The sequence below is a fragment of the Streptomyces albus subsp. albus genome, assembly GCF_000719865.1.
In the GTDB taxonomy this organism is placed as follows: Bacteria; Actinomycetota; Actinomycetes; order Streptomycetales; family Streptomycetaceae; genus Streptomyces; species Streptomyces albus_E.
The window spans coordinates 141610-158528 of sequence record NZ_JOID01000012.1 but is presented as its reverse complement, the minus strand read 5'-3'; the positions used below and the strand labels follow the sequence as shown (position 1 = coordinate 158528).

Annotated in this window: 19 protein-coding genes; 14 read left to right on the top strand and 5 right to left on the bottom strand. The window is 73.4% G+C overall.

The window, feature by feature from the left end:
• Positions 1-24: 24 nt before the first annotated feature.
• The gene (locus IF83_RS0114260; RefSeq protein WP_030544535.1) at positions 25-282 is read right to left on the bottom strand and encodes a hypothetical protein; all 258 of its coding nucleotides are present in this window, start codon (positions 280-282) and stop codon (positions 25-27) included.
• Positions 283-307: 25 nt separating this feature from the next.
• The gene (gene cofC, locus IF83_RS0114255) at positions 308-949 is read right to left on the bottom strand and encodes a 2-phospho-L-lactate guanylyltransferase (RefSeq protein ID WP_037679969.1); all 642 of its coding nucleotides are present in this window, start codon (positions 947-949) and stop codon (positions 308-310) included.
• 163 nt (positions 950-1112) lie between these two features.
• Between cofC and IF83_RS0114250 the strand changes: the two genes are divergently transcribed.
• The 3 genes from IF83_RS0114250 (at position 1113) to IF83_RS0114240 (ending at position 4193) form a co-directional block, all read left to right on the top strand.
• A complete protein-coding gene (locus IF83_RS0114250) occupies positions 1113-1877 on the top strand; it encodes a lysophospholipid acyltransferase family protein (protein WP_030544533.1) in 765 nt (254 codons plus the stop codon).
• On the top strand, positions 1874-2875 hold the full coding sequence (locus IF83_RS0114245) for an NAD(P)H-dependent glycerol-3-phosphate dehydrogenase (RefSeq protein ID WP_030544532.1): 1002 nt from the start codon (positions 1874-1876) through the stop codon (positions 2873-2875). The genes IF83_RS0114250 and IF83_RS0114245 overlap by 4 nt, the downstream gene beginning before the upstream one ends.
• Before the next feature lie 106 nt (positions 2876-2981).
• Positions 2982-4193, top strand: a complete 1212-nt coding sequence (locus IF83_RS0114240) for a D-alanine--D-alanine ligase family protein (RefSeq protein WP_030544531.1) — start codon at positions 2982-2984, stop codon at positions 4191-4193.
• Between the two features lie 215 nt (positions 4194-4408).
• Here IF83_RS0114240 and IF83_RS0114235 read toward each other — a convergent pair whose 3' ends face one another.
• On the bottom strand, positions 4409-4921 hold the full coding sequence (locus IF83_RS0114235) for a DUF3515 domain-containing protein (protein WP_244177067.1): 513 nt from the start codon (positions 4919-4921) through the stop codon (positions 4409-4411).
• A gap of 51 nt (positions 4922-4972) precedes the next feature.
• Entirely contained in the window at positions 4973-5206 is a 234-nt protein-coding gene (locus IF83_RS0114230) for an Lrp/AsnC family transcriptional regulator (protein WP_019709861.1), read from the bottom strand.
• 217 nt (positions 5207-5423) lie between these two features.
• Here IF83_RS0114230 and IF83_RS0114225 point away from each other — a divergent pair, with 217 nt between their 5' ends.
• Together IF83_RS0114225 and thiD are read left to right on the top strand one after the other, a co-directional pair.
• Complete coding sequence (locus IF83_RS0114225; RefSeq protein ID WP_030544529.1) at positions 5424-6392, top strand: thiamine-phosphate kinase; 969 nt, start codon at positions 5424-5426, stop codon at positions 6390-6392.
• A 17-nt stretch (positions 6393-6409) separates the two neighbouring features.
• The gene (gene thiD / locus IF83_RS0114220; RefSeq protein WP_030544528.1) at positions 6410-7222 is read left to right on the top strand and encodes a bifunctional hydroxymethylpyrimidine kinase/phosphomethylpyrimidine kinase; all 813 of its coding nucleotides are present in this window, start codon (positions 6410-6412) and stop codon (positions 7220-7222) included.
• Between the two features lie 93 nt (positions 7223-7315).
• Here thiD and rpmB read toward each other — a convergent pair whose 3' ends face one another.
• Positions 7316-7501, bottom strand: a complete 186-nt coding sequence (gene rpmB / locus IF83_RS32065) for a 50S ribosomal protein L28 (protein ID WP_009714771.1) — start codon at positions 7499-7501, stop codon at positions 7316-7318.
• Positions 7502-7763: 262 nt separating this feature from the next.
• On the opposite strand from rpmB, the gene IF83_RS0114210 reads away from it, so the two are divergent.
• The 9 genes from IF83_RS0114210 to rnc all read left to right on the top strand — a co-directional run bounded on the left by IF83_RS0114210 (position 7764) and on the right by rnc (position 16867).
• Positions 7764-9560, top strand: coding sequence for a DAK2 domain-containing protein (locus tag IF83_RS0114210; RefSeq protein WP_030544527.1), 1797 nt, complete (start codon positions 7764-7766; stop codon positions 9558-9560).
• An 82-nt stretch (positions 9561-9642) separates the two neighbouring features.
• Positions 9643-11856 (top strand): ATP-dependent DNA helicase RecG, encoded by a 2214-nt coding sequence (gene recG / locus IF83_RS0114205; protein WP_030544526.1) that lies wholly within the window; start codon positions 9643-9645, stop codon positions 11854-11856.
• A 206-nt stretch (positions 11857-12062) separates the two neighbouring features.
• The gene (locus IF83_RS0114200) at positions 12063-12602 is read left to right on the top strand and encodes a hypothetical protein (protein ID WP_030544525.1); all 540 of its coding nucleotides are present in this window, start codon (positions 12063-12065) and stop codon (positions 12600-12602) included.
• A gap of 83 nt (positions 12603-12685) precedes the next feature.
• Positions 12686-13297, top strand: coding sequence for a 16S rRNA (guanine(966)-N(2))-methyltransferase RsmD (gene rsmD / locus IF83_RS0114195; RefSeq protein WP_030544524.1), 612 nt, complete (start codon positions 12686-12688; stop codon positions 13295-13297).
• On the top strand, positions 13294-13803 hold the full coding sequence (gene coaD, locus IF83_RS0114190) for a pantetheine-phosphate adenylyltransferase (RefSeq protein WP_030544523.1): 510 nt from the start codon (positions 13294-13296) through the stop codon (positions 13801-13803). Before rsmD ends, coaD begins: the two co-directional genes overlap by 4 nt.
• Before the next feature lie 97 nt (positions 13804-13900).
• Positions 13901-14986, top strand: coding sequence for an ATP synthase F0 subunit B (locus IF83_RS0114185; protein WP_030544522.1), 1086 nt, complete (start codon positions 13901-13903; stop codon positions 14984-14986).
• A 171-nt stretch (positions 14987-15157) separates the two neighbouring features.
• A complete protein-coding gene (locus IF83_RS0114180; RefSeq protein ID WP_030544521.1) occupies positions 15158-15787 on the top strand; it encodes a YceD family protein in 630 nt (209 codons plus the stop codon).
• A gap of 2 nt (positions 15788-15789) precedes the next feature.
• The gene (rpmF, locus tag IF83_RS0114175; RefSeq protein WP_030544520.1) at positions 15790-15963 is read left to right on the top strand and encodes a 50S ribosomal protein L32; all 174 of its coding nucleotides are present in this window, start codon (positions 15790-15792) and stop codon (positions 15961-15963) included.
• Between the two features lie 19 nt (positions 15964-15982).
• Positions 15983-16867 (top strand): ribonuclease III, encoded by an 885-nt coding sequence (rnc, locus tag IF83_RS0114170; RefSeq protein WP_030544519.1) that lies wholly within the window; start codon positions 15983-15985, stop codon positions 16865-16867.
• Positions 16868-16919 lie beyond the last annotated feature (52 nt).

Genomic DNA, 16919 nt, shown 5'->3' with positions numbered 1-16919 from the left:
CATGTCCGGGGCGCGCCTCGGCCGTCAGAACGTCTGCAGGGTCACCAGGGCGATCCGGGGTGCCCCGCCGGTGCGGTCCGCCCCCGCGGTCCCGGCCCCGGTGCCGCCCTCCTCCGCCGGTCCGTCCTCCGCCAGTTCGATCCGCACCCGCTGGCCCGGCCGCAGCAGCCGCAGCCCGCCGGCGTCGAAGGCGGCCGCGTCGAATTCCACGGGCGTGCCGTCGTCCAGCAGCACGCTCCCGCAGCGGGTTCCGGCGTCATAGGTGTAAGCGGTGGCCTGCATAAGGGCAGCGTAGCCGCCGGCGGCCCTACTCGGCGATCAGCGGGCGGCCGGTGAGAGCGGCCGTACGGAATCCCACGCCGAGCCGGAGAGCGGCCCGCAGATCCTCTCCGGTGTCCACGTCGCGCCGGACCGAATCGACCCCGGGCACGGTGATTTCCACGGCTCCGGACCGGCGGTGCCGATTCCGGGAAGGGCCGCCGAAAGCCGGGCCGAGTTCCGCCCCGGGAGCCGCGGAGAGAAAAGTCGTCCCCACTCCCTCGGCGTCCGCGAGAAATGCCCGGGGAAAGAGAGCGGCGGCCGAGAGGACCCGTGCCAGTTCCGGGGCGCGGAGCGCGGGGAGATCCGCGTTGAGCGCCGCCACGGGGGCGTCCGGGCGCCGGTCCCGCGCGGCCCGCGCCCCGTACGCCAGCGCGGCGTTGAGCCCCGCGCGCGGAGCGTCCGGGAGCACCCGCGCGCCGAGCTCCGCCAGTTCGGCCCCGGCCAGCGGATCGTCCGTGACGACCACCACATCGCCGACCCCCGGCGTGGCCGCCGCGGCCGCCACCGTGTCCTGCGCGAAGGCCAGCGCGAGCCCCGGACGCAGCTCCTCTCCCGCCGCCTCCGCCAGCCTGCTCTTGGCCACGGCCAGCGGCTTCAGCGGTATCACCAGTGACCAGGCCGTGCCCATGCCGCCTCCGTCCTCCGCCGGGCCTTCCCCCGCATTGTCACCCGCCACCGGAACGGGAGTGCGGAGACGGGGATACCGTGTGCTCGACAGAGCGGGGCCCTGGGGCGACACTTGTGCGGCTGCCCACCCGCAGCCCGACAGGTCCCACGAGGAGGATGTCCGAGTGTCCCGCCGCAGAATCGGCTTCTGGTACCGCTTGGCCGCGGCCATTGCGAAACCGCCGCTGCTCCTCTTCTTCAAGCGGGACTGGCACGGAATGGAGCACCTTCCGGCCGACGGCGGATATATCACCGCCATCAATCACAATTCCGCCCTGGATCCGCTCTCGTACGCGCACTTTCAGTACAACACCGGACGGGTGCCGCGATTCCTCGCCAAGGCACCGCTTTTCCGGGTCCCGTTCGTCGGCATGATCCTCCGCGGCACCGGCCAGATCCCCGTCTACCGGGAGTCGACCGATGCCGCCAACGCCTTCCGCGCCGCCGTCGACGCCGTCAACCGGGGCGAGTGCGTGGCCTTCTACCCGGAGGGCACCCTCACCCGCGATCCGGACCACTGGCCGATGCAGGGCAAGACCGGGGCCGCCCGGGTCGCGCTGCTCACCAAGGCGCCGGTGATCCCGGTGGCCCAGTGGGGCGCCAACGAGGCCGTGCCGCCGTACGCCCGGACGAAGAAGGTCCGGCTCTTCCCGCGCAAGACACTGCGGGTACAGGCCGGTCCGCCGGTGGACCTCTCCGAGTTCTACGGACAGGAGCCGACCGCCGAGGTGCTGCGCGCCGCCACCGAGACCATCATGGCCGCGATCACCGCGCTCCTCGCCGAGCTGCGGGGCGAGCCCGCGCCGGAACAGCTCTACGATCACAGCAGGGCCCGCGCCGAGCAGCGCGGGAGGCGGCAGGAACGGCACGGACGGGGGGATGGCGCGTGACGCGCTGCGCGGTCTACGGAACGGGATCATGGGGGACCGCTTTTGCCATGGTGCTCGGCGACGCCGGCTGCGAGGTGACCCTCTGGGGCCGCCGCGCGGAGGTCGTCGACGCCGTCAACTCCGGCCGCAGCAACCCCGGCTATCTGCCCGGCGTCGAACTGCCGCCGACCGTACGGGCCACGACCGATCCCGCCGAGGCCGCCCGGGGCGCCGAGTTCACGGTGCTCGCCGTACCCTCGCAGACCCTGCGCGGCAACCTGGCCGCGTGGGCGCCGCTGCTGCCGTCCGACACCGTGCTCGTCAGCCTGATGAAGGGCGTCGAACTCGGCACGGCCAAGCGGATGAGCGAGGTGATCGAGGAAGTCGCCGGTGTGCCGGCGGAACGCGTCGCCGTGCTCACCGGTCCCAACCTCGCTCCGGAGATCGCCGCCCGGCAGCCCGCCGCCTCGGTGGTCGCCTGCGCCGACGAGTCCGTCGCACGGCGGCTCCAGGCCGCCTGCCACACCCCGTACTTCCGCCCGTACACCAACACCGATGTCGTCGGCTGCGAGCTGGGCGGCGCCGTCAAGAACGTCATCGCGCTGGCCGTGGGCATCGCGGACGGCATGGGGCTGGGCGACAACACCAAGGCGTCGCTGATGACCCGCGGCCTGGCCGAGACCAGCCGGCTCGGGGCCGCCATGGGCGCGGACGCGCACACCTTCGCCGGGCTCGCCGGCATGGGCGATCTCATCGCCACCTGCTCCTCGCCGCTCTCCCGCAACCACACCTTCGGCACCAACCTGGGCCGCGGGATGACGCTGGAGCAGACCATCGCGGCCACCAAGCAGACCGCCGAGGGCGTGAAGTCCTGCGAGTCCGTACTGGAACTGGCCCGGCGGCACGGCGTCGACATGCCGCTGACCGAGACGGTGGTGGAGATCGTCCATGACGGCAAGCCGCCGATGGTGGCCCTCAAGGACCTGATGTCGCGCAGCGCCAAGGCCGAACGCCACTGACGGTTCCTCACCTCGTCCGGGCCGGTGCGGTCCCCGGATCCGTCCACGCCGATGCGGTACCGGTGGCTGCCGCGGCGCGGGGTGCGCAGGGTAGTCTCAAGCCGATATGAGCAGCGAGTCATCCACCCAGAACCCCGCGCCCGCCTCCTCCGGTGTCCCGGCCCGTGTCCCGGCCGGTGCCGCCGGCCGGAAGCCGCGCGTCGCCGTCGTGTTCGGCGGCCGCAGCTCCGAACATGCCATCTCGGTGGTCACCGCGGGCGCCGTGATGCGCGCCATCGACCGGAGCAAGTACGAGGTATTGCCGATCGGCATCACCACGGACGGCCGCTGGGCGCTGACCGCGGACGAGCCCGAGCGGATGGCGATCAACGGCCGCGTCCTGCCGAGCGTCGACGATCTCGCGGAGTCCGCCGAGGGCGGTGTGCTGCTCCCGGTCGACCCGGCCGGCCGCGAGGTCGTCTACACCGAGCCCGGGCAGGTGCCCAAGTCGCTCGGTGAGGTGGACGTCGTCTTCCCCGTGCTGCACGGTCCGTACGGCGAGGACGGCACCCTGCAGGGGCTGCTGGAACTCTCGGGGGTGCCCTATGTCGGCGCCGGAGTGCTGGCGTCCGCCGTCGGCATGGACAAGGAGTACATGAAGCGGGTCTTCACCTCCTTCGGCCTGCCAGTGGGCCCGTACACGGTGATCCGGCCGCGCGAGTGGGAGCAGGGCAGCGGCGCGGAGCGCGGCGCCGCCGCCCGTCAGAAGATCATCGACTTCGCCGCCGACCACGGCTGGCCGGTCTTCGTCAAGCCCGCGCGTGCCGGCTCCTCGATGGGCATCAGCCGGGTGAGCGGCCCCGAAGAGCTGGACGAGGCAGTCGCCGAGGCCCGCCGGCACGACCCCAAGATCCTGGTCGAGTCGCTGCTCCGCGGCCGGGAGATCGAGTGCGGGGTGCTGGAGTTCGAGGACGGTCCGCGTGCCAGCGTGCCCGCCGAGATCCCGCCCGTCACCGCGCACGACTTCTACGACTTCGAGGCCAAGTACATCGACTCGGCGGCCGGGGTGGTCCCCGCGCCGCTCACCCCCGAGGAGACCGCCCGGGTCAGGGAACTGGCCGTGCTCGCCTTCGACGCGGCGGCCTGCGAGGGCCTGGTCCGCGCCGACTTCTTCCTGCAGGAGAACGGCGAGTTCGTGATCAACGAGATCAACACCATGCCGGGCTTCACCCCCATCTCCATGTATCCGCGGATGTGGCAGGAGAGCGGCGTGAGCTATCCCGAGCTGGTGGACCGGCTGATCCAGGCCGCCCTGCGGCGGCCGACCGGGCTCCGCTGAGCCGCCCGCCGCGGCGGGGCGCCAGTGCTGTGACCGGGAAGGCCCACCGGCCCGCGACGCCCGGCACCCGTCCGCGAGCTCTCGGCACGGGGGACAACCCGGCGCGCCGCGTGGCCGCACCGCTCCTGTACGTCCGGTGCGCGGGCGGCGCTCCGCCCTGCGACGCTCCCCGGTTGCCCGGAGGACGCGGGAGGTGCCTCCGGCGCCGGACGCCGCTAGTCTCCCGTCGAACCCGCCCCGTCATCGGACTGGAGCGCGTCCGGGATGGTCTTCTTGACGGCGTCGGCGAGGTCCGTCAGCGGGTTGACCTCGGGCCGGTACTCCCGGGGGACGGTCACCTCGACGTAGGCCTTGCGCAGGGTGGTGGTGAAGCGGTACCCGTTCTCCTGCTTCTCGGGGAGCCAGAGCACGCCGTTCACCTCGATCCCCTCGGCCGTGGGGTTGTACCGCTCGGTCCCCGGTGTGAGGACCTCGGGACGGGACACCCCGCAGCGCAGCTGGACGGCGGGGTCGCCCCAGTCGGCGGCGAACTCGGAAGGGGGCTCGTCGGCGCTCCGTTCCAGTCCGTCCACCTTCTCCGGAAGTTCCTGGTACAGGGCCCGGCAGAGCTTCGCGGTCTTCGGCGAGGGGGTGGGCACCGGACGGCCGCTGTCGGCGGCGGAACAGCCCGCCGCGGTCACGGAGATGACGACGGGCAGCCAGAGGAAACGGCGGAAGAGGGTGGTCACCCGATCGAGACTACCCAGCCGGTCCGGGCGCATGCCGGGCGCCCCGGGGCCTCAGAAGTGGACGACGGGGCAGGTCAGGGTGCGGGTGATGCCGTCGATCTGCTGCACCTTGGCCACCACGAGGCGGCCCAGCTCGTCGACGGTGTCGGACTGGGCACGCACGATGACGTCGTACGGACCGGTGACGTCCTCTGCCTGGATGACCCCGGGAAGCTTGGAGACCAGTTCGGCGACCGACGAGGCCTTGCCGACCTCGGTCTGGATCAGGATGTACGCCTGTACCACGGAACCTCCAGGGCGGCTACGAGGATCATGTGGGAAGAAGGGACGCCACGGTACCGCGCCGCCGGGCGGCGCGGGGAGACCCCGCACGGCCTGTGGCGCCCCCCGCCGCCCGGCGGAACACACCAAGGACCGACACCGCCGGCGCCGCGGCCGGCAGGGGAGACCGAGCACCGGACCGGGGCCGCAGCGCCCGCCGGGCGGAGATAGGGGCACAGGAATGAAGGGCACCGTGGGGGAGTTGGGCGAGTTCGGCCTCATCAGGGAGCTGACCTCGCGGCTCACCACCACCCCGGCCGTGCGGCTGGGGCCCGGCGACGACGCGGCGGTCGTCGCGGCACCGGACCGGCGGGTCGTCGCCAGCACGGACATCCTGCTGGAGGGGCGGCACTTCCGCCGCGACTGGTCCACGGCCTACGACGTCGGCCGCAAGGCAGCGGCGCAGAACATGGCGGACATCGCGGCCATGGGCGCGGTGCCCACGGCGCTGCTGCTCGGGCTCGTCGTCCCCGCGGAACTGCCCGCGACCTGGCCGGCCGAGCTGATGGACGGACTGCGCGACGAGTGCCAGGTGGCGGGGGCCGCGGTGGTCGGCGGCGATGTGGTGCGCGGCGAGACGATCACGGTCTCCATCACGGCCCTCGGCGACCTGCGCAACGCCGAGCCGGTGCTGCGCTCCGGCGCGCGGCCCGGCGACGTCGTGGCCGTCACCGGCTGGCTGGGCTGGTCCGCCGCGGGGCACGCGGTGCTCTCCCGCGGTTTCCGCTCGCCGCGCGCCTTCGTCGAGGCGCACCGGCGGCCGGAACCCCCGTACCACGCCGGTCCCGCGGCGGCGGCGCTCGGCGCCACGGCCATGACCGACGTCAGCGACGGCCTGATCGCCGACCTCGGGCACATCGCGGAGGCCAGCGGGGTCCGGATCGACGTGCGCTCCGGTGCCGTCGACATCCCCTCGCAGATGTCCGACATCGGACAGGCCGTGGGCGTCGATCCGCTGCACTGGGTGCTGAGCGGAGGCGAGGACCACGCCCTCGCGGCCGTCTTCCCGCCGGAGACCAAACTGCCCGCCCGCTGGCGGGTGATCGGCGAGGTGCTGGGCCGCTCGGCGCTGCCCCAGGTCACCGTGGACGGGGCGCCCTGGGAGAAGGCGGGCTGGGACCACTTCGGCGAGGACGGGGACGCCGGGTAGATTCCCTGACCGTGGACATATCACCGCGGCCGCTTCCGGCCTCGCAGACACCCCCGCTCGTACTCACCGTCGCCGGGTCGGACTCCGGCGGCGGGGCGGGCATCCAGGCCGACCTGAAGACGATGCTCGCCCTCGGCACCCACGGCATGAGCGTGATCACGGCCGTGACGGCCCAGAACTCGCGCGGTGTGCAGGGCGCCTGGGACCTGCCCGTCGAGGCGGTACGGGCCCAGTTCCGCAGTGTGGTGGACGACATCGGTGTGCACGCCGTGAAGACCGGGATGCTCTCCTCGGCCGAGCTCGTGGAGGCCGTCGCGGAGCTCCTCGGCGGCACCGGGGCGCCGGTGGTCGTGGACCCGGTCGGGGTCTCCAAGCACGGCGATCCGCTGCTGGCCGCCTCGGCGCTGGAGTCCGTACGGACCCGGCTGCTGCCGGCCGCGACCGTCGCCACCCCGAATCTGCCCGAGGTCGAGCAACTCACCGGAGTCCGCGTGGAGCGCGAGGAGGATCTGCGCCGGGCCGCCGACGCGGTGCTCGCCCTCGGCCCGCGCTGGGCGCTGATCAAGGGCGGTCATCTGCCGGGCGAGGCGGTGGATTTGCTCACCGACGGCCGGGAGGAGCACCGGCTGCGCGCGGCCCGGCACGACAACCGGCACACCCACGGCACCGGCTGCACCCTCGCCGCCGCCATCGCGGCGGAGCTGGCGAAGGGGGCGGAGGTCCCCGCAGCGGTCGCGGCGGCCAAGAAGTACGTCACCGGGGCGATCGCCGCGGGCTTCCCCCTGGGATCGGAGATCGGCCCCGTGGACCACGGCTGGCGGTTCCGCTGAACCGGGCGCGGCCCCGGGCATGCGAAAAGCCGGTCCGCCCAGGAGGCGGACCGGCTTCGGCAACCGGCCAAGGGCTGCGCTGCGACGGAAACGTCAGCGCGAGACCTTGCCGGCCTTGATGCACGAGGTGCAGACGTTGAGCCGCTTCGGCGTCCGACCGACCACAGCGCGCACCGTCTGGATGTTGGGGTTCCAACGACGGCGAGTGCGGCGGTGCGAGTGCGAAATGTTGTTGCCGAAGCCCGGCCCCTTGCCGCAGACGTCGCAGTTGGCAGCCACGGGTCACTCCAAAGACTTCAGATGCACGTACGGTGAATTCCCGGCTTACCGGGGATCGAAGTCGATGACCGGTGCCGCCGGGGGGAATGTCCCGACTCGGGTCGGGCAACCGGAGCAGCATACAACGACCGCTCCCGTACAACGAAACTACCATGGGCGCCCGGCCCCCCTCCCGGGCGGAGCCCGTTCCGCGGCTACGCTGCCGACGGCTCCCCGCCCCGGCCTGAGGAGGACATCGGTGCCCGACACCCTCGACGCCACCATGGTGCGCACCTGGTGCGGACTGGCCCTGGAGGCGCTGGGGAAGGCCCGGGAGAGCATCGACGCGATCAATGTCTATCCGGTCGCCGACGGGGACACCGGGACCAACCTGTACTTCACCGTCGAGTCCGCGGCCCAGGCGGTCGAGGCGGTCTTCGCCGCCCACGCGGAGCCGGCGGCTGTCCCGGCCGGGCCCGGCACCGCGGTGCCGGCGCTGCCGGACGCGCTGCGCGCCATGACGCACGGCGCCCTGATCGGCGCCCGCGGCAACTCCGGCACGATTCTGTCGCAGATGCTGCGCGGACTGGCCGAGGTGCTGGCCGTGCCCCGGGAGGCGACCGGGGAGACGGCCGGGGAGGTGGCCGCGGAGCCCGGCGGCCGGGCCGGTGGCGAACGGCTGCGCCGGGCCCTGCGGCAGGCCGGCGAGGCGGCGTACCGGGCCGTCGCCCACCCGGTCGAGGGAACGATGCTCACGGTGGCCGCGGCCGCGGCGGAGGCCGCCGAGCGCGCCGGGGGAGGCGCCGCCGAGGTGGTGCGGGCGGCGTACGAGGGGGCGCGTGCGGCGCTGGAGGAGACCCCCGGGCAACTGGAGGTCCTCGGCCGCGCCGGTGTGGTCGACGCGGGCGGATACGGGCTGGTGACCGTCCTCGGCGCGCTGATGGAGGCCGTGACGGGGGAGAGTCCCCGGCCGAAGGGGCGACGGGGCCGGTCCGGCCGCGCTCCGGGCCCGCCGGCCGGACAGCCCCCGGCGGCCGCCCCGGCGGGCTCGGACATCCCGTACGCCGGAGCAGGGGAGGACGGCGGTCCGGCGCCCGCGGAGACGACCCTCCCGGAGACGCCCCGCGGCGGTGCCGGCGCCGGTGCGGAGCCCGCCGTCTGCGACGGCGCGGGACCGGCCTTCGAGGTCATGTACCTCCTGGAGGCCGGCGACGAGGCCGTGGAGACCCTGCGGGAACGGCTGGACCCGCTCGGCGACTCGCTGGTCGTGGTCGGCGGCGACGGGCTGTGGAACGTCCATGTGCACGTCGACGACGCCGGAGCCGCCGTCGAGGCCGGGATCGAGGCCGGACGGCCGTACCGGATCCGCGTCACCCACTTCGGTTCCGACGCCCACCGCGCCCAGCAGCCGCCGCGCGCCCAGCGCGCCGTCGTCATGGTGGTCCCGGGCGACGGGCTGGCGGAGCTGTGCCGCGAGTCGGGCGCGACGGTGGTCACCGTGCGCCCCGGGGAGCCGCCCGCGGCCGGTGAACTGGTGGAGGCCCTCCGCCGGGCGCACGCCCGCGAGGTCGTGCTGCTGCCCAACGACACCGCCCTGCGGCACACGGCCGCCGCGGCCGCGGAGCAGGCGCGGGTGGAGGGCATACGGGTCGCCGTCATCCCCACCCGTTCGCCGGTCCAGGGCATCGCCGCCCTGGCGGTGCACGGGCCGGACCGCCGCTTCGACGAGGACGTCGTCGCCATGACCTCCGCCGCCGGGGCCACCCGCCACGCCGAGCTGGTCGTGGCCGAACACCGGTCCTGGACCATGGCCGGCGTCTGCCAGGCCGGTGACGTCCTGGGACTCATCGACGGCGATGTCGCCGTGATCGGGCAGGACCTCGCCGTGACGGCGGAAGCCGTCCTGGAACGGATGCTGGCCGCGGGCGGCGAGATGGTCACCCTGGTGCTCGGCGCCGAGGCGCCCGACGCCCTGGCGGACCACCTGGAGGACCGGGTGCGCCGGGGACACCTGGCCGTCGACACCGTCGTCCACCGGGGCGGCCAGCCCTCCGTTCCGCTGATCATCGGCGTCGAGTGACCCCGGCCCCGCCCGGCCCGCCCGGCCGTTCCGGGCGGGAGACGGCTGCGGCTGACCCCGGCTGTCGCACCCATGGTGTGCAATGGACGGCGTGCCCGCCCTGGACGAACCCCTGAGGAAGACGGTCGGCGGCAACACCGCGAAGGTGTTGGCCGAGCAGCTGAACCTGCGTACCGTCGGCGACCTGCTGCACCACTACCCGCGCCGCTACGCCGAGCGCGGGGAGCTCACCCGTCTCGCCGACCTCCCGCTCGACGAACACGTGACCGTCGTCGCCGAAGTCGCCGACGCCCGGCTGCTGACCTTCAACAAGGGCAAGGGCGTGCGTCTGGAGGTCACCCTCACCGACGGCAGCGGCCGGCTCCGGCTGGTCTTCTTCGGCAGAGGGGCCCACCACCACCAGCGGGAGCTGGTGCCCGGCCGGCGCGGCATGTTCTCCGGCAAGGTAGGGGTCTTCAACCGCGCCCGGCAACTGGCACACCCGGCGTACCAGTTGCTGGCCCGCGACAGCGACCCGCGGGACGCCGAGGCCTGGGCCAACGAGCTGATCCCGCTCTACCCGGCCTGCGCCAAGATGGAGTCCTGGAAGATCTCCCAGTCCGTCGGCACCCTGCTCGACACCCTGGAGGCCTCCGGCTGGGACCGTATCGTGGACCCGCTGCCGGAGAGCCTGCGCCGTGAGCGCGGCCTCGCACCGCTTCCCGAGGCCTTCCGCCAAGTGCACCGGCCCGCCACCAAGGCCGACATCGCGCGCGCCCGGGAACGCCTCAAGTGGGACGAGGCCTTCGTGCTGCAGACCGCGCTGGCCCGCCGCCGGCACGCCGAGTCCCAGCTGCCCGCCGTCCCCCGGGTCCCCCGCCCGGACGGTCTGCTCACCGCCTTCGACGCCCGGCTGCCGTTCACCCTCACCGAAGGCCAGCGGCGGGTCTCCGCCGAGATCTTCGCCGACCTGGCCGCCGAACACCCCATGCACCGGCTGCTCCAGGGCGAGGTGGGCTCCGGCAAGACCCTGGTCGCGCTGCGCGCCATGCTGGCCGTCGTCGACACCGGCGGGCAAGCCGCGCTGCTCGCGCCGACCGAGGTGCTGGCCCAGCAGCACCACCGTTCCATCACGGAGATGATGGGCGAGCTGGCGGAGGGGGGCATGCTCGGGGGCGCCGAACACGCCACCAAGGTCGTCCTGCTCACCGGCTCCATGGGCGCCGCCGCCCGCCGTGCCGCGCTGCTCGACCTGGCCACCGGCGAGGCGGGCGTCGTCATCGGCACCCACGCCCTGATCGAGGACAAGGTGCAGTTCCACGATCTGGGGCTCGTCGTGGTGGACGAACAGCACCGCTTCGGCGTCGAACAGCGCGACGCCCTGCGCTCCAAGGGCAAGCAGCCCCCGCACCTGCTCGTCATGACGGCCACGCCCATCCCGCGCACCGTCGCCATGACGGTCTTCGGCGACCTGGAGACCTCGGTCCTCGACCAGCTGCCCGCGGGCCGGTCCCCGATCGCCAGCCATGTCGTCCCCGCCGGGGAGAAACCGCACTTCCTCGCCCGCGCCTGGGAACGGCTGCGCGAGGAGGCGGAGGCGGGGCACCAGGCGTACGTGGTCTGCCCCCGCATCGGTGACGAGGAGGACGGCCCCGCCCCCGCGCGCCGCAAGGCCGCACCGGCGGAGGAGGACGAGGAGCGCCGCCCGCCGCTCGCCGTCCTGGACATCGCCGAACAGCTCGGGCGCGGACCGCTGGCCGGGCTGCGGGTGGAGGTCCTGCACGGCCGGATGCCGCCCGAGGCCAAGGACGACGTGATGCGCCGCTTCTCCGCGGGCGAGGTGGACGTCCTGGTGGCCACCACGGTCGTCGAGGTCGGTGTGAACGTCCCCAACGCCACGGTGATGGTCATCATGGACGCGGACCGGTTCGGGGTCTCCCAACTGCACCAGCTCCGCGGCCGGGTGGGCCGCGGCAGCGCGCCCGGCCTCTGCCTGCTGGTCACCGAGATGCCCGAGGCCGCCCCCGCCCGGGCCCGGCTGGGGGCGGTCGCCGCCACCCTCGACGGCTTCGAGCTGTCCCGGATCGACCTGGAGCAGCGCCGGGAGGGCGATGTGCTCGGCCAGGCCCAGTCCGGGGTCCGGTCCAGTCTGCGGATGCTGGCCGTCATCGAGGACGAGGACGTCATCGCGCAGGCCCGGGAGGAGGCGTCCGCGCTCGTCGCCGCCGACCCGGAGCTGGAGCGCCACCCGGAGCTCAGGACCGCCCTCGACGCCCTGCTGGACGCCGAGCGCGAGCAGTTCCTGGACAAGGGGTGAGCGGGGCCCGGGACAAGGGCTGAGCGGGGCCCGGGAAGAGCCGGCACCGAGGCTGCCGGGGGCCGCGGTCCCGGCGAACAGCCGCCGCTCCGGGCCCCGTTGCATCCGCCCAGTACCCGGCGTTGTCAGTGCCCGATGGGAGAATGGACCCAGTCCGGACCGGTCCCGACGGGGATCGGCGGATTCGGATCCCTGGGGGCTGATTCATGGCATTCCGGCATCTCAACGAACTGCCGCTCGGTGACAAGATCTTCCGCATCGAGCTCGCCAGCGACGACGACTCCACCGTGACCCTCACGCTCACCGGCTGGCAGGAGGACGCCCCGGAGACGCTCCTCGCCTCCGGCGCCCTCACCCTCCCGCTCACCGACGTCCCCGCGCTGCGCATCGCGCTCAACCGGGCGCTGCGCGCCCTCGCGCTCGTCGCCGACGTGGCCGAGCCGATCCCCGACCGCGACGTCCTGCGCGAACTGTTCCCCGGCCACGGCGCCCCCTGGGTGCCCCAGCACGAGGAGGACCTCACCCAGCGCTTCCACGCCGGCGAGACCATCGCCCGGATAGCCGCCCGCTTCGGTCGCACCCCCGACTCGGTGCGGACCAAGCTCCGCGAGCTGGGCCACGATCCCCGCCGCCCCGACCACTGCCCGCCCGACGGCTGCCTGTCCTGGTCCCGGTACGCCTCCCCGGCCCTGGTGGGAGCCGGTGCGCCCGCCGCGCCGGAGGCGGAGGCGGCGCAGGAGGGCTGACGCCCTATCGTGGGATCAAACCAGCGCACCGGGGCGGCGGCCGGCAGCGGCCGCCGCCCCGGTCCACCACGAAGGGCCCCACGATGACCCGCGTGATCGCCGGAGCGGCCGGCGGCCGCCGCCTGGCCGTACCCCCGGGCACCGGCACCCGCCCCACCTCCGACCGGGCGCGCGAAGGGCTCTTCTCCACCTGGCAGTCGCTGCTGGGCGGCCTCGACGGCCTCCGCGTGCTCGACCTCTACGGCGGTTCCGGCGCCGTCGGCCTGGAGGCCCTGTCCCGCGGCGCCGCCCATGTGCTGCTCGTGGAGTCCGACCCGCGGGCCGCGCGCACGATCCGGGAGAACGCCCGCGCGGTCGGTCTGCCGGGGGCGGAGATCCGCGCCGCCCGGGCCGAGCAGATCGCGGCCGGACCGCCGCCGGAGCAGCCGTACGACGTGCTCTTCCTGGACCCGCCCTACGCCGTCACCGACGACGATCTCCGGGAGATCCTGCTCACACTCGGTGCCGGGGGGTGGATCGCCGAAGAAGCCCTGGTCACGGTGGAACGGAGCACCAGGGGCGGGGAGTTCGGCTGGCCGGAGGGGTTCGAGGCGCTGCGGGCGCGCCGCTATGGAGAGGGAACCCTTTGGTACGGTCGCGCCGCCTCGATACGCACGGTCGTCCGCACGGACGTTCCGTCGGCGAGTGAGTCATGACCGGACCGGAGAGTGAGGGACCTGTGTTGCGCCGTGCCGTCTGTCCGGGGTCCTTCGACCCCGTCACCAACGGGCATCTCGACATCATCGGCCGGGCGTCCAAGCTGTACGACGTCGTGCACGTGGCCGTGATGATCAACAAGTCCAAGCAGGGCGTCTTCACCATCGACGAGCGGCTGGACCTGCTCCGCCGGACCACCGCCGAGTACGGCAACGTCGAGGTCGAGTCCTTCCACGGCCTGCTGGTCGACTTCTGCAAGCAGCGCGACATCCCCGCGATCGTCAAGGGACTGCGCGCGGTCAGCGACTTCGACTACGAGCTCCAGATGGCCCAGATGAACCACGGCCTCTCCGGGGTCGAGACGCTCTTCGTCCCCACCAACCCCACCTACAGCTTCCTCTCCTCCAGCCTGGTGAAGGAGGTCGCGGCCTGGGGCGGCGACGTCTCGCACCTGGTGCCGCCGATCGTGCTGACGGCCCTCACGGAGCGGCTCGGCAGGCGTTGACGGACCGGCGGCCTGCGCCGCTGTCGGCAGACGGCCGGATGGACGTACAGTCGTCCCATCCGTGAACCCGTCCCGGTCCAGAGAGTTGCGAGCATCCATGGACGTGCAGAAGAAGCTCGACGAGGTCGTCGACACCGTCAGAGGCGCCCGGTCCATGCCCATGTCGGCGTCCTGCGTGGTCAACCGCACCGAACTGCTCGCCCTGCTGGAGGAGATCCGCGAGGCCCTCCCCGGCTCCCTGGCCCAGGCGCAGGAGGTGCTGGGCGGCCGCGAACAGGTGGTCGAGGAGGCCCGGCGCGAGGCGGAGCGCGTCATCGAGTCCGCGCACGCCGAACGCGCCTCGCTGATCTCCGGCACCGAGATCGCACAGCAGGCGCGGCTCGAGGCCGACCGCATCCTCGGGGAGGCCCGCCGCGAGGCCGAGGAGATCCGCGCCGAGGCGGACGACTACGTCGACAGCAAGCTCGCCAACTTCGAGGTCGTCCTGACGAAGACCCTCGGATCCGTCGACCGGGGCCGCGAGAAGCTCCTGGGCCGCGGCCCGGGCCTCGACGAGCAGGGCTACGCCGACGAGGAGGCCCCGGAGCGCAGCGCGGACCCGGCCACCCTGCGGGACCGCGCGGACGCCTATGTCGACGCCAAGTTCGGCGCCTTCGAGGCCGTCCTCGCCAAGACCCTCGAAGCGGTCGGCCGGGGCCGGCAGAAGCTCCAGGGCCGGCAGGCGATCGACGACCTGGGCGCGCACATGGCCGCGCAGGACGGCGTCGACCACCAGCGGACCAGCGACGCCGACTTCCTGGCGGGCCTGGCGGGCCCGCAGCCGGACGGACAGCCCGGGCAGCCCGCGCAGGAGCCCGCGCCCGCGGACCAGCGCGACTACTACGCCCCCGCCGCCGGCTACCAGCAGGACCCGTACGGCTACCAGGGCGGCTACCAGCAGGAGCAGCCGCAGCAGCCCGCCCCGGCCGACGCCTATGGCTACCCGCAGCAGGACCCCTACGCGCAGCCGGCCTACGGACACCAGCAGCAGGGCTACGGCGGCCAGGAGACGTACGGGCAGCAGTACCAGCAGCAGAGCGGCGGCCGCCCGCAGCAGGACCCCACCGCGCTGGACGAGACCAGTCTCTTCGACACCAGCATGATCGACCTCGACCGGCTGCGGCAGTACGAGCAGGGCCGCTGACCCACCCCGCGCCCACCGCCCGGCCCGCCGCCCCGCGGCCCGTCCGGAGCCGATTGGGTCTGCGGCGAGCCGTCCAGTATCCTGGCTGTTCGGTCGCGTACGTCCGCGATCCCGGCTGCCCGCACATCCGCGGCGGGCCGCCCGTACCGCCACCGTGGAAAGCAGGAAGCCCTGAACGCCCGCCCCGACCACCGCAACCCGCTCGTGTTCGACACACATGAGCTGGGCCGTCGTCCCGGTGCGATGCAGCGGCTCTCCCGCTCCGTCGAAGCACCCGCGGACCTCGGCATCGAGGTCATCGGGGTACCCGCCGGGGCGACGGTGGAGCTCGATCTCCGTCTGGAGTCGGTCATGGAGGGGGTACTGGTCACCGGTACCGCCCGTGCGCCGCTCTCGGGGGAGTGCGTAAGGTGTCTGGAGCCGGTCGAGCGTGAGCTCGAAACGGATTTCCAGGAAATGTTCTCCTACTCCGACGCCGACAGCCGGACCCGCCACGAGGCGGAACCGGAGGACGACGCCGAGGAGGAGACGTTCTTCGTCGAGGACGGCTTGATCGACCTCGAACCCGTGCTGCGGGACGCGGTGGTGCTCGCACTGCCGCTGCAGCCGGTGTGCCGGGAGGACTGCCCCGGTCTGTGCCCCCAGTGCGGAGCACGGCTCGAGGACGACCCGGACCACCACCACGACGCCGTCGACATCCGTTGGGCGGCACTGCAGGGACTCGCCGACACCGTCAAGGGCGGCGGGAAGGACAACGTGAGCGGCGCCGAAGCGGGCGCCGACGAGAAGCAGGAGAAGTAGCCGTGGCTGTTCCGAAGCGGAAGATGTCGCGCAGCAACACGCGCCACCGCCGGTCGCAGTGGAAGGCTGCGGTCCCCACCCTGGTGTCGTGCGAGCGCTGCCATGAGCCCAAGCTGCAGCACATCGCGTGCCCCAGCTGCGGGACCTACAACCGTCGTCAGGTCCTCGAGGTCTGATCGGCGGGTGAGAGGCTCTATGTCGGACGCCGGCGCATCCCCCCGCAAACGCGGGGGCGAATCGGCTCAGGCGGACACGGCCTCGTCGCACACGCTGCTGGAAGGGCGGCTCGGCTATCGGCTCGAGTCCGCCCTTCTGGTGCGTGCGCTGACGCACCGCTCGTTCGCGTACGAGAATGGCGGGCTGCCCACCAACGAGCGGCTGGAGTTCCTCGGGGACTCCGTGCTCGGCCTGGTGGTCACCGACACGCTGTACCGCATCCATCCGGACCTGCCGGAGGGCCAGTTGGCCAAGCTCCGGGCCGCGGTGGTCAACTCGCGCGCGCTGGCGGAGGTCAGCCGCGGCCTCGATCTGGGCTCCTTCATCCGGCTCGGCCGGGGTGAGGAGGGCACCGGGGGCCGGGACAAGGCATCCATCCTCGCCGACACCCTGGAAGCGGTGATCGGCGCGGTCTATCTCGACCGGGGACTCGACGCGGCCGCGGAGCTGGTGCACCGGCTCTTCGACCCGCTGATCGAGAAGTCCTCGAACCTGGGCGCCGGCCTGGACTGGAAGACCAGCCTCCAGGAACTGACGGCGACTGAGGGCCTGGGCGTCCCGGAGTATCTGGTCAGCGAGACCGGACCGGATCACGAGAAGACCTTCACGGCTGCTGCCCGCGTCGGTGGTGTCGCGTACGGCACCGGCACCGGCCGCAGCAAGAAGGAAGCGGAGCAGCAGGCGGCCGAGGCCGCCTGGCGCGCGATCAGCGAGGCCGCGGAGGCCGCCGAGACCGCGGCCGCGGCGACGGCGTCCGAGGTCGCCGGCGCCCGTGCCGCCGCGGGAGGGGATGGCGAGGCCGCCACCGCCGACGGCGCCCCGGCCGACGGCACCGCGGAGGGTGCCGAGCGCGCCGCCCGCTGAACCACCCGCAGCACACGCGCGGCGACCGCCGCGGGGAGTGAACGTCACGGGC

What these genes read in the sequence shown, in the direction of transcription:
- IF83_RS0114260 (WP_030544535.1), bottom strand. Translation starts at nt 282, where the DNA reads ATGCAGGCCACCGCTTACACCTATGACGCCGGAACCCGCTGCGGGAGC.
- cofC (WP_037679969.1), bottom strand. Translation starts at nt 949, where the DNA reads ATGGGCACGGCCTGGTCACTGGTGATACCGCTGAAGCCGCTGGCCGTG.
- IF83_RS0114240 (WP_030544531.1), top strand. Translation starts at nt 2,982, where the DNA reads ATGAGCAGCGAGTCATCCACCCAGAACCCCGCGCCCGCCTCCTCCGGT.
- IF83_RS0114225 (WP_030544529.1), top strand. Translation starts at nt 5,424, where the DNA reads ATGAAGGGCACCGTGGGGGAGTTGGGCGAGTTCGGCCTCATCAGGGAG.
- IF83_RS0114210 (WP_030544527.1), top strand. Translation starts at nt 7,764, where the DNA reads ATGGTGCGCACCTGGTGCGGACTGGCCCTGGAGGCGCTGGGGAAGGCC.
- recG (WP_030544526.1), top strand. Translation starts at nt 9,643, where the DNA reads ATGGACGGCGTGCCCGCCCTGGACGAACCCCTGAGGAAGACGGTCGGC.
- IF83_RS0114200 (WP_030544525.1), top strand. Translation starts at nt 12,063, where the DNA reads ATGGCATTCCGGCATCTCAACGAACTGCCGCTCGGTGACAAGATCTTC.
- rsmD (WP_030544524.1), top strand. Translation starts at nt 12,686, where the DNA reads ATGACCCGCGTGATCGCCGGAGCGGCCGGCGGCCGCCGCCTGGCCGTA.
- coaD (WP_030544523.1), top strand. Translation starts at nt 13,294, where the DNA reads ATGACCGGACCGGAGAGTGAGGGACCTGTGTTGCGCCGTGCCGTCTGT.
- IF83_RS0114185 (WP_030544522.1), top strand. Translation starts at nt 13,901, where the DNA reads ATGGACGTGCAGAAGAAGCTCGACGAGGTCGTCGACACCGTCAGAGGC.
- rnc (WP_030544519.1), top strand. Translation starts at nt 15,983, where the DNA reads ATGTCGGACGCCGGCGCATCCCCCCGCAAACGCGGGGGCGAATCGGCT.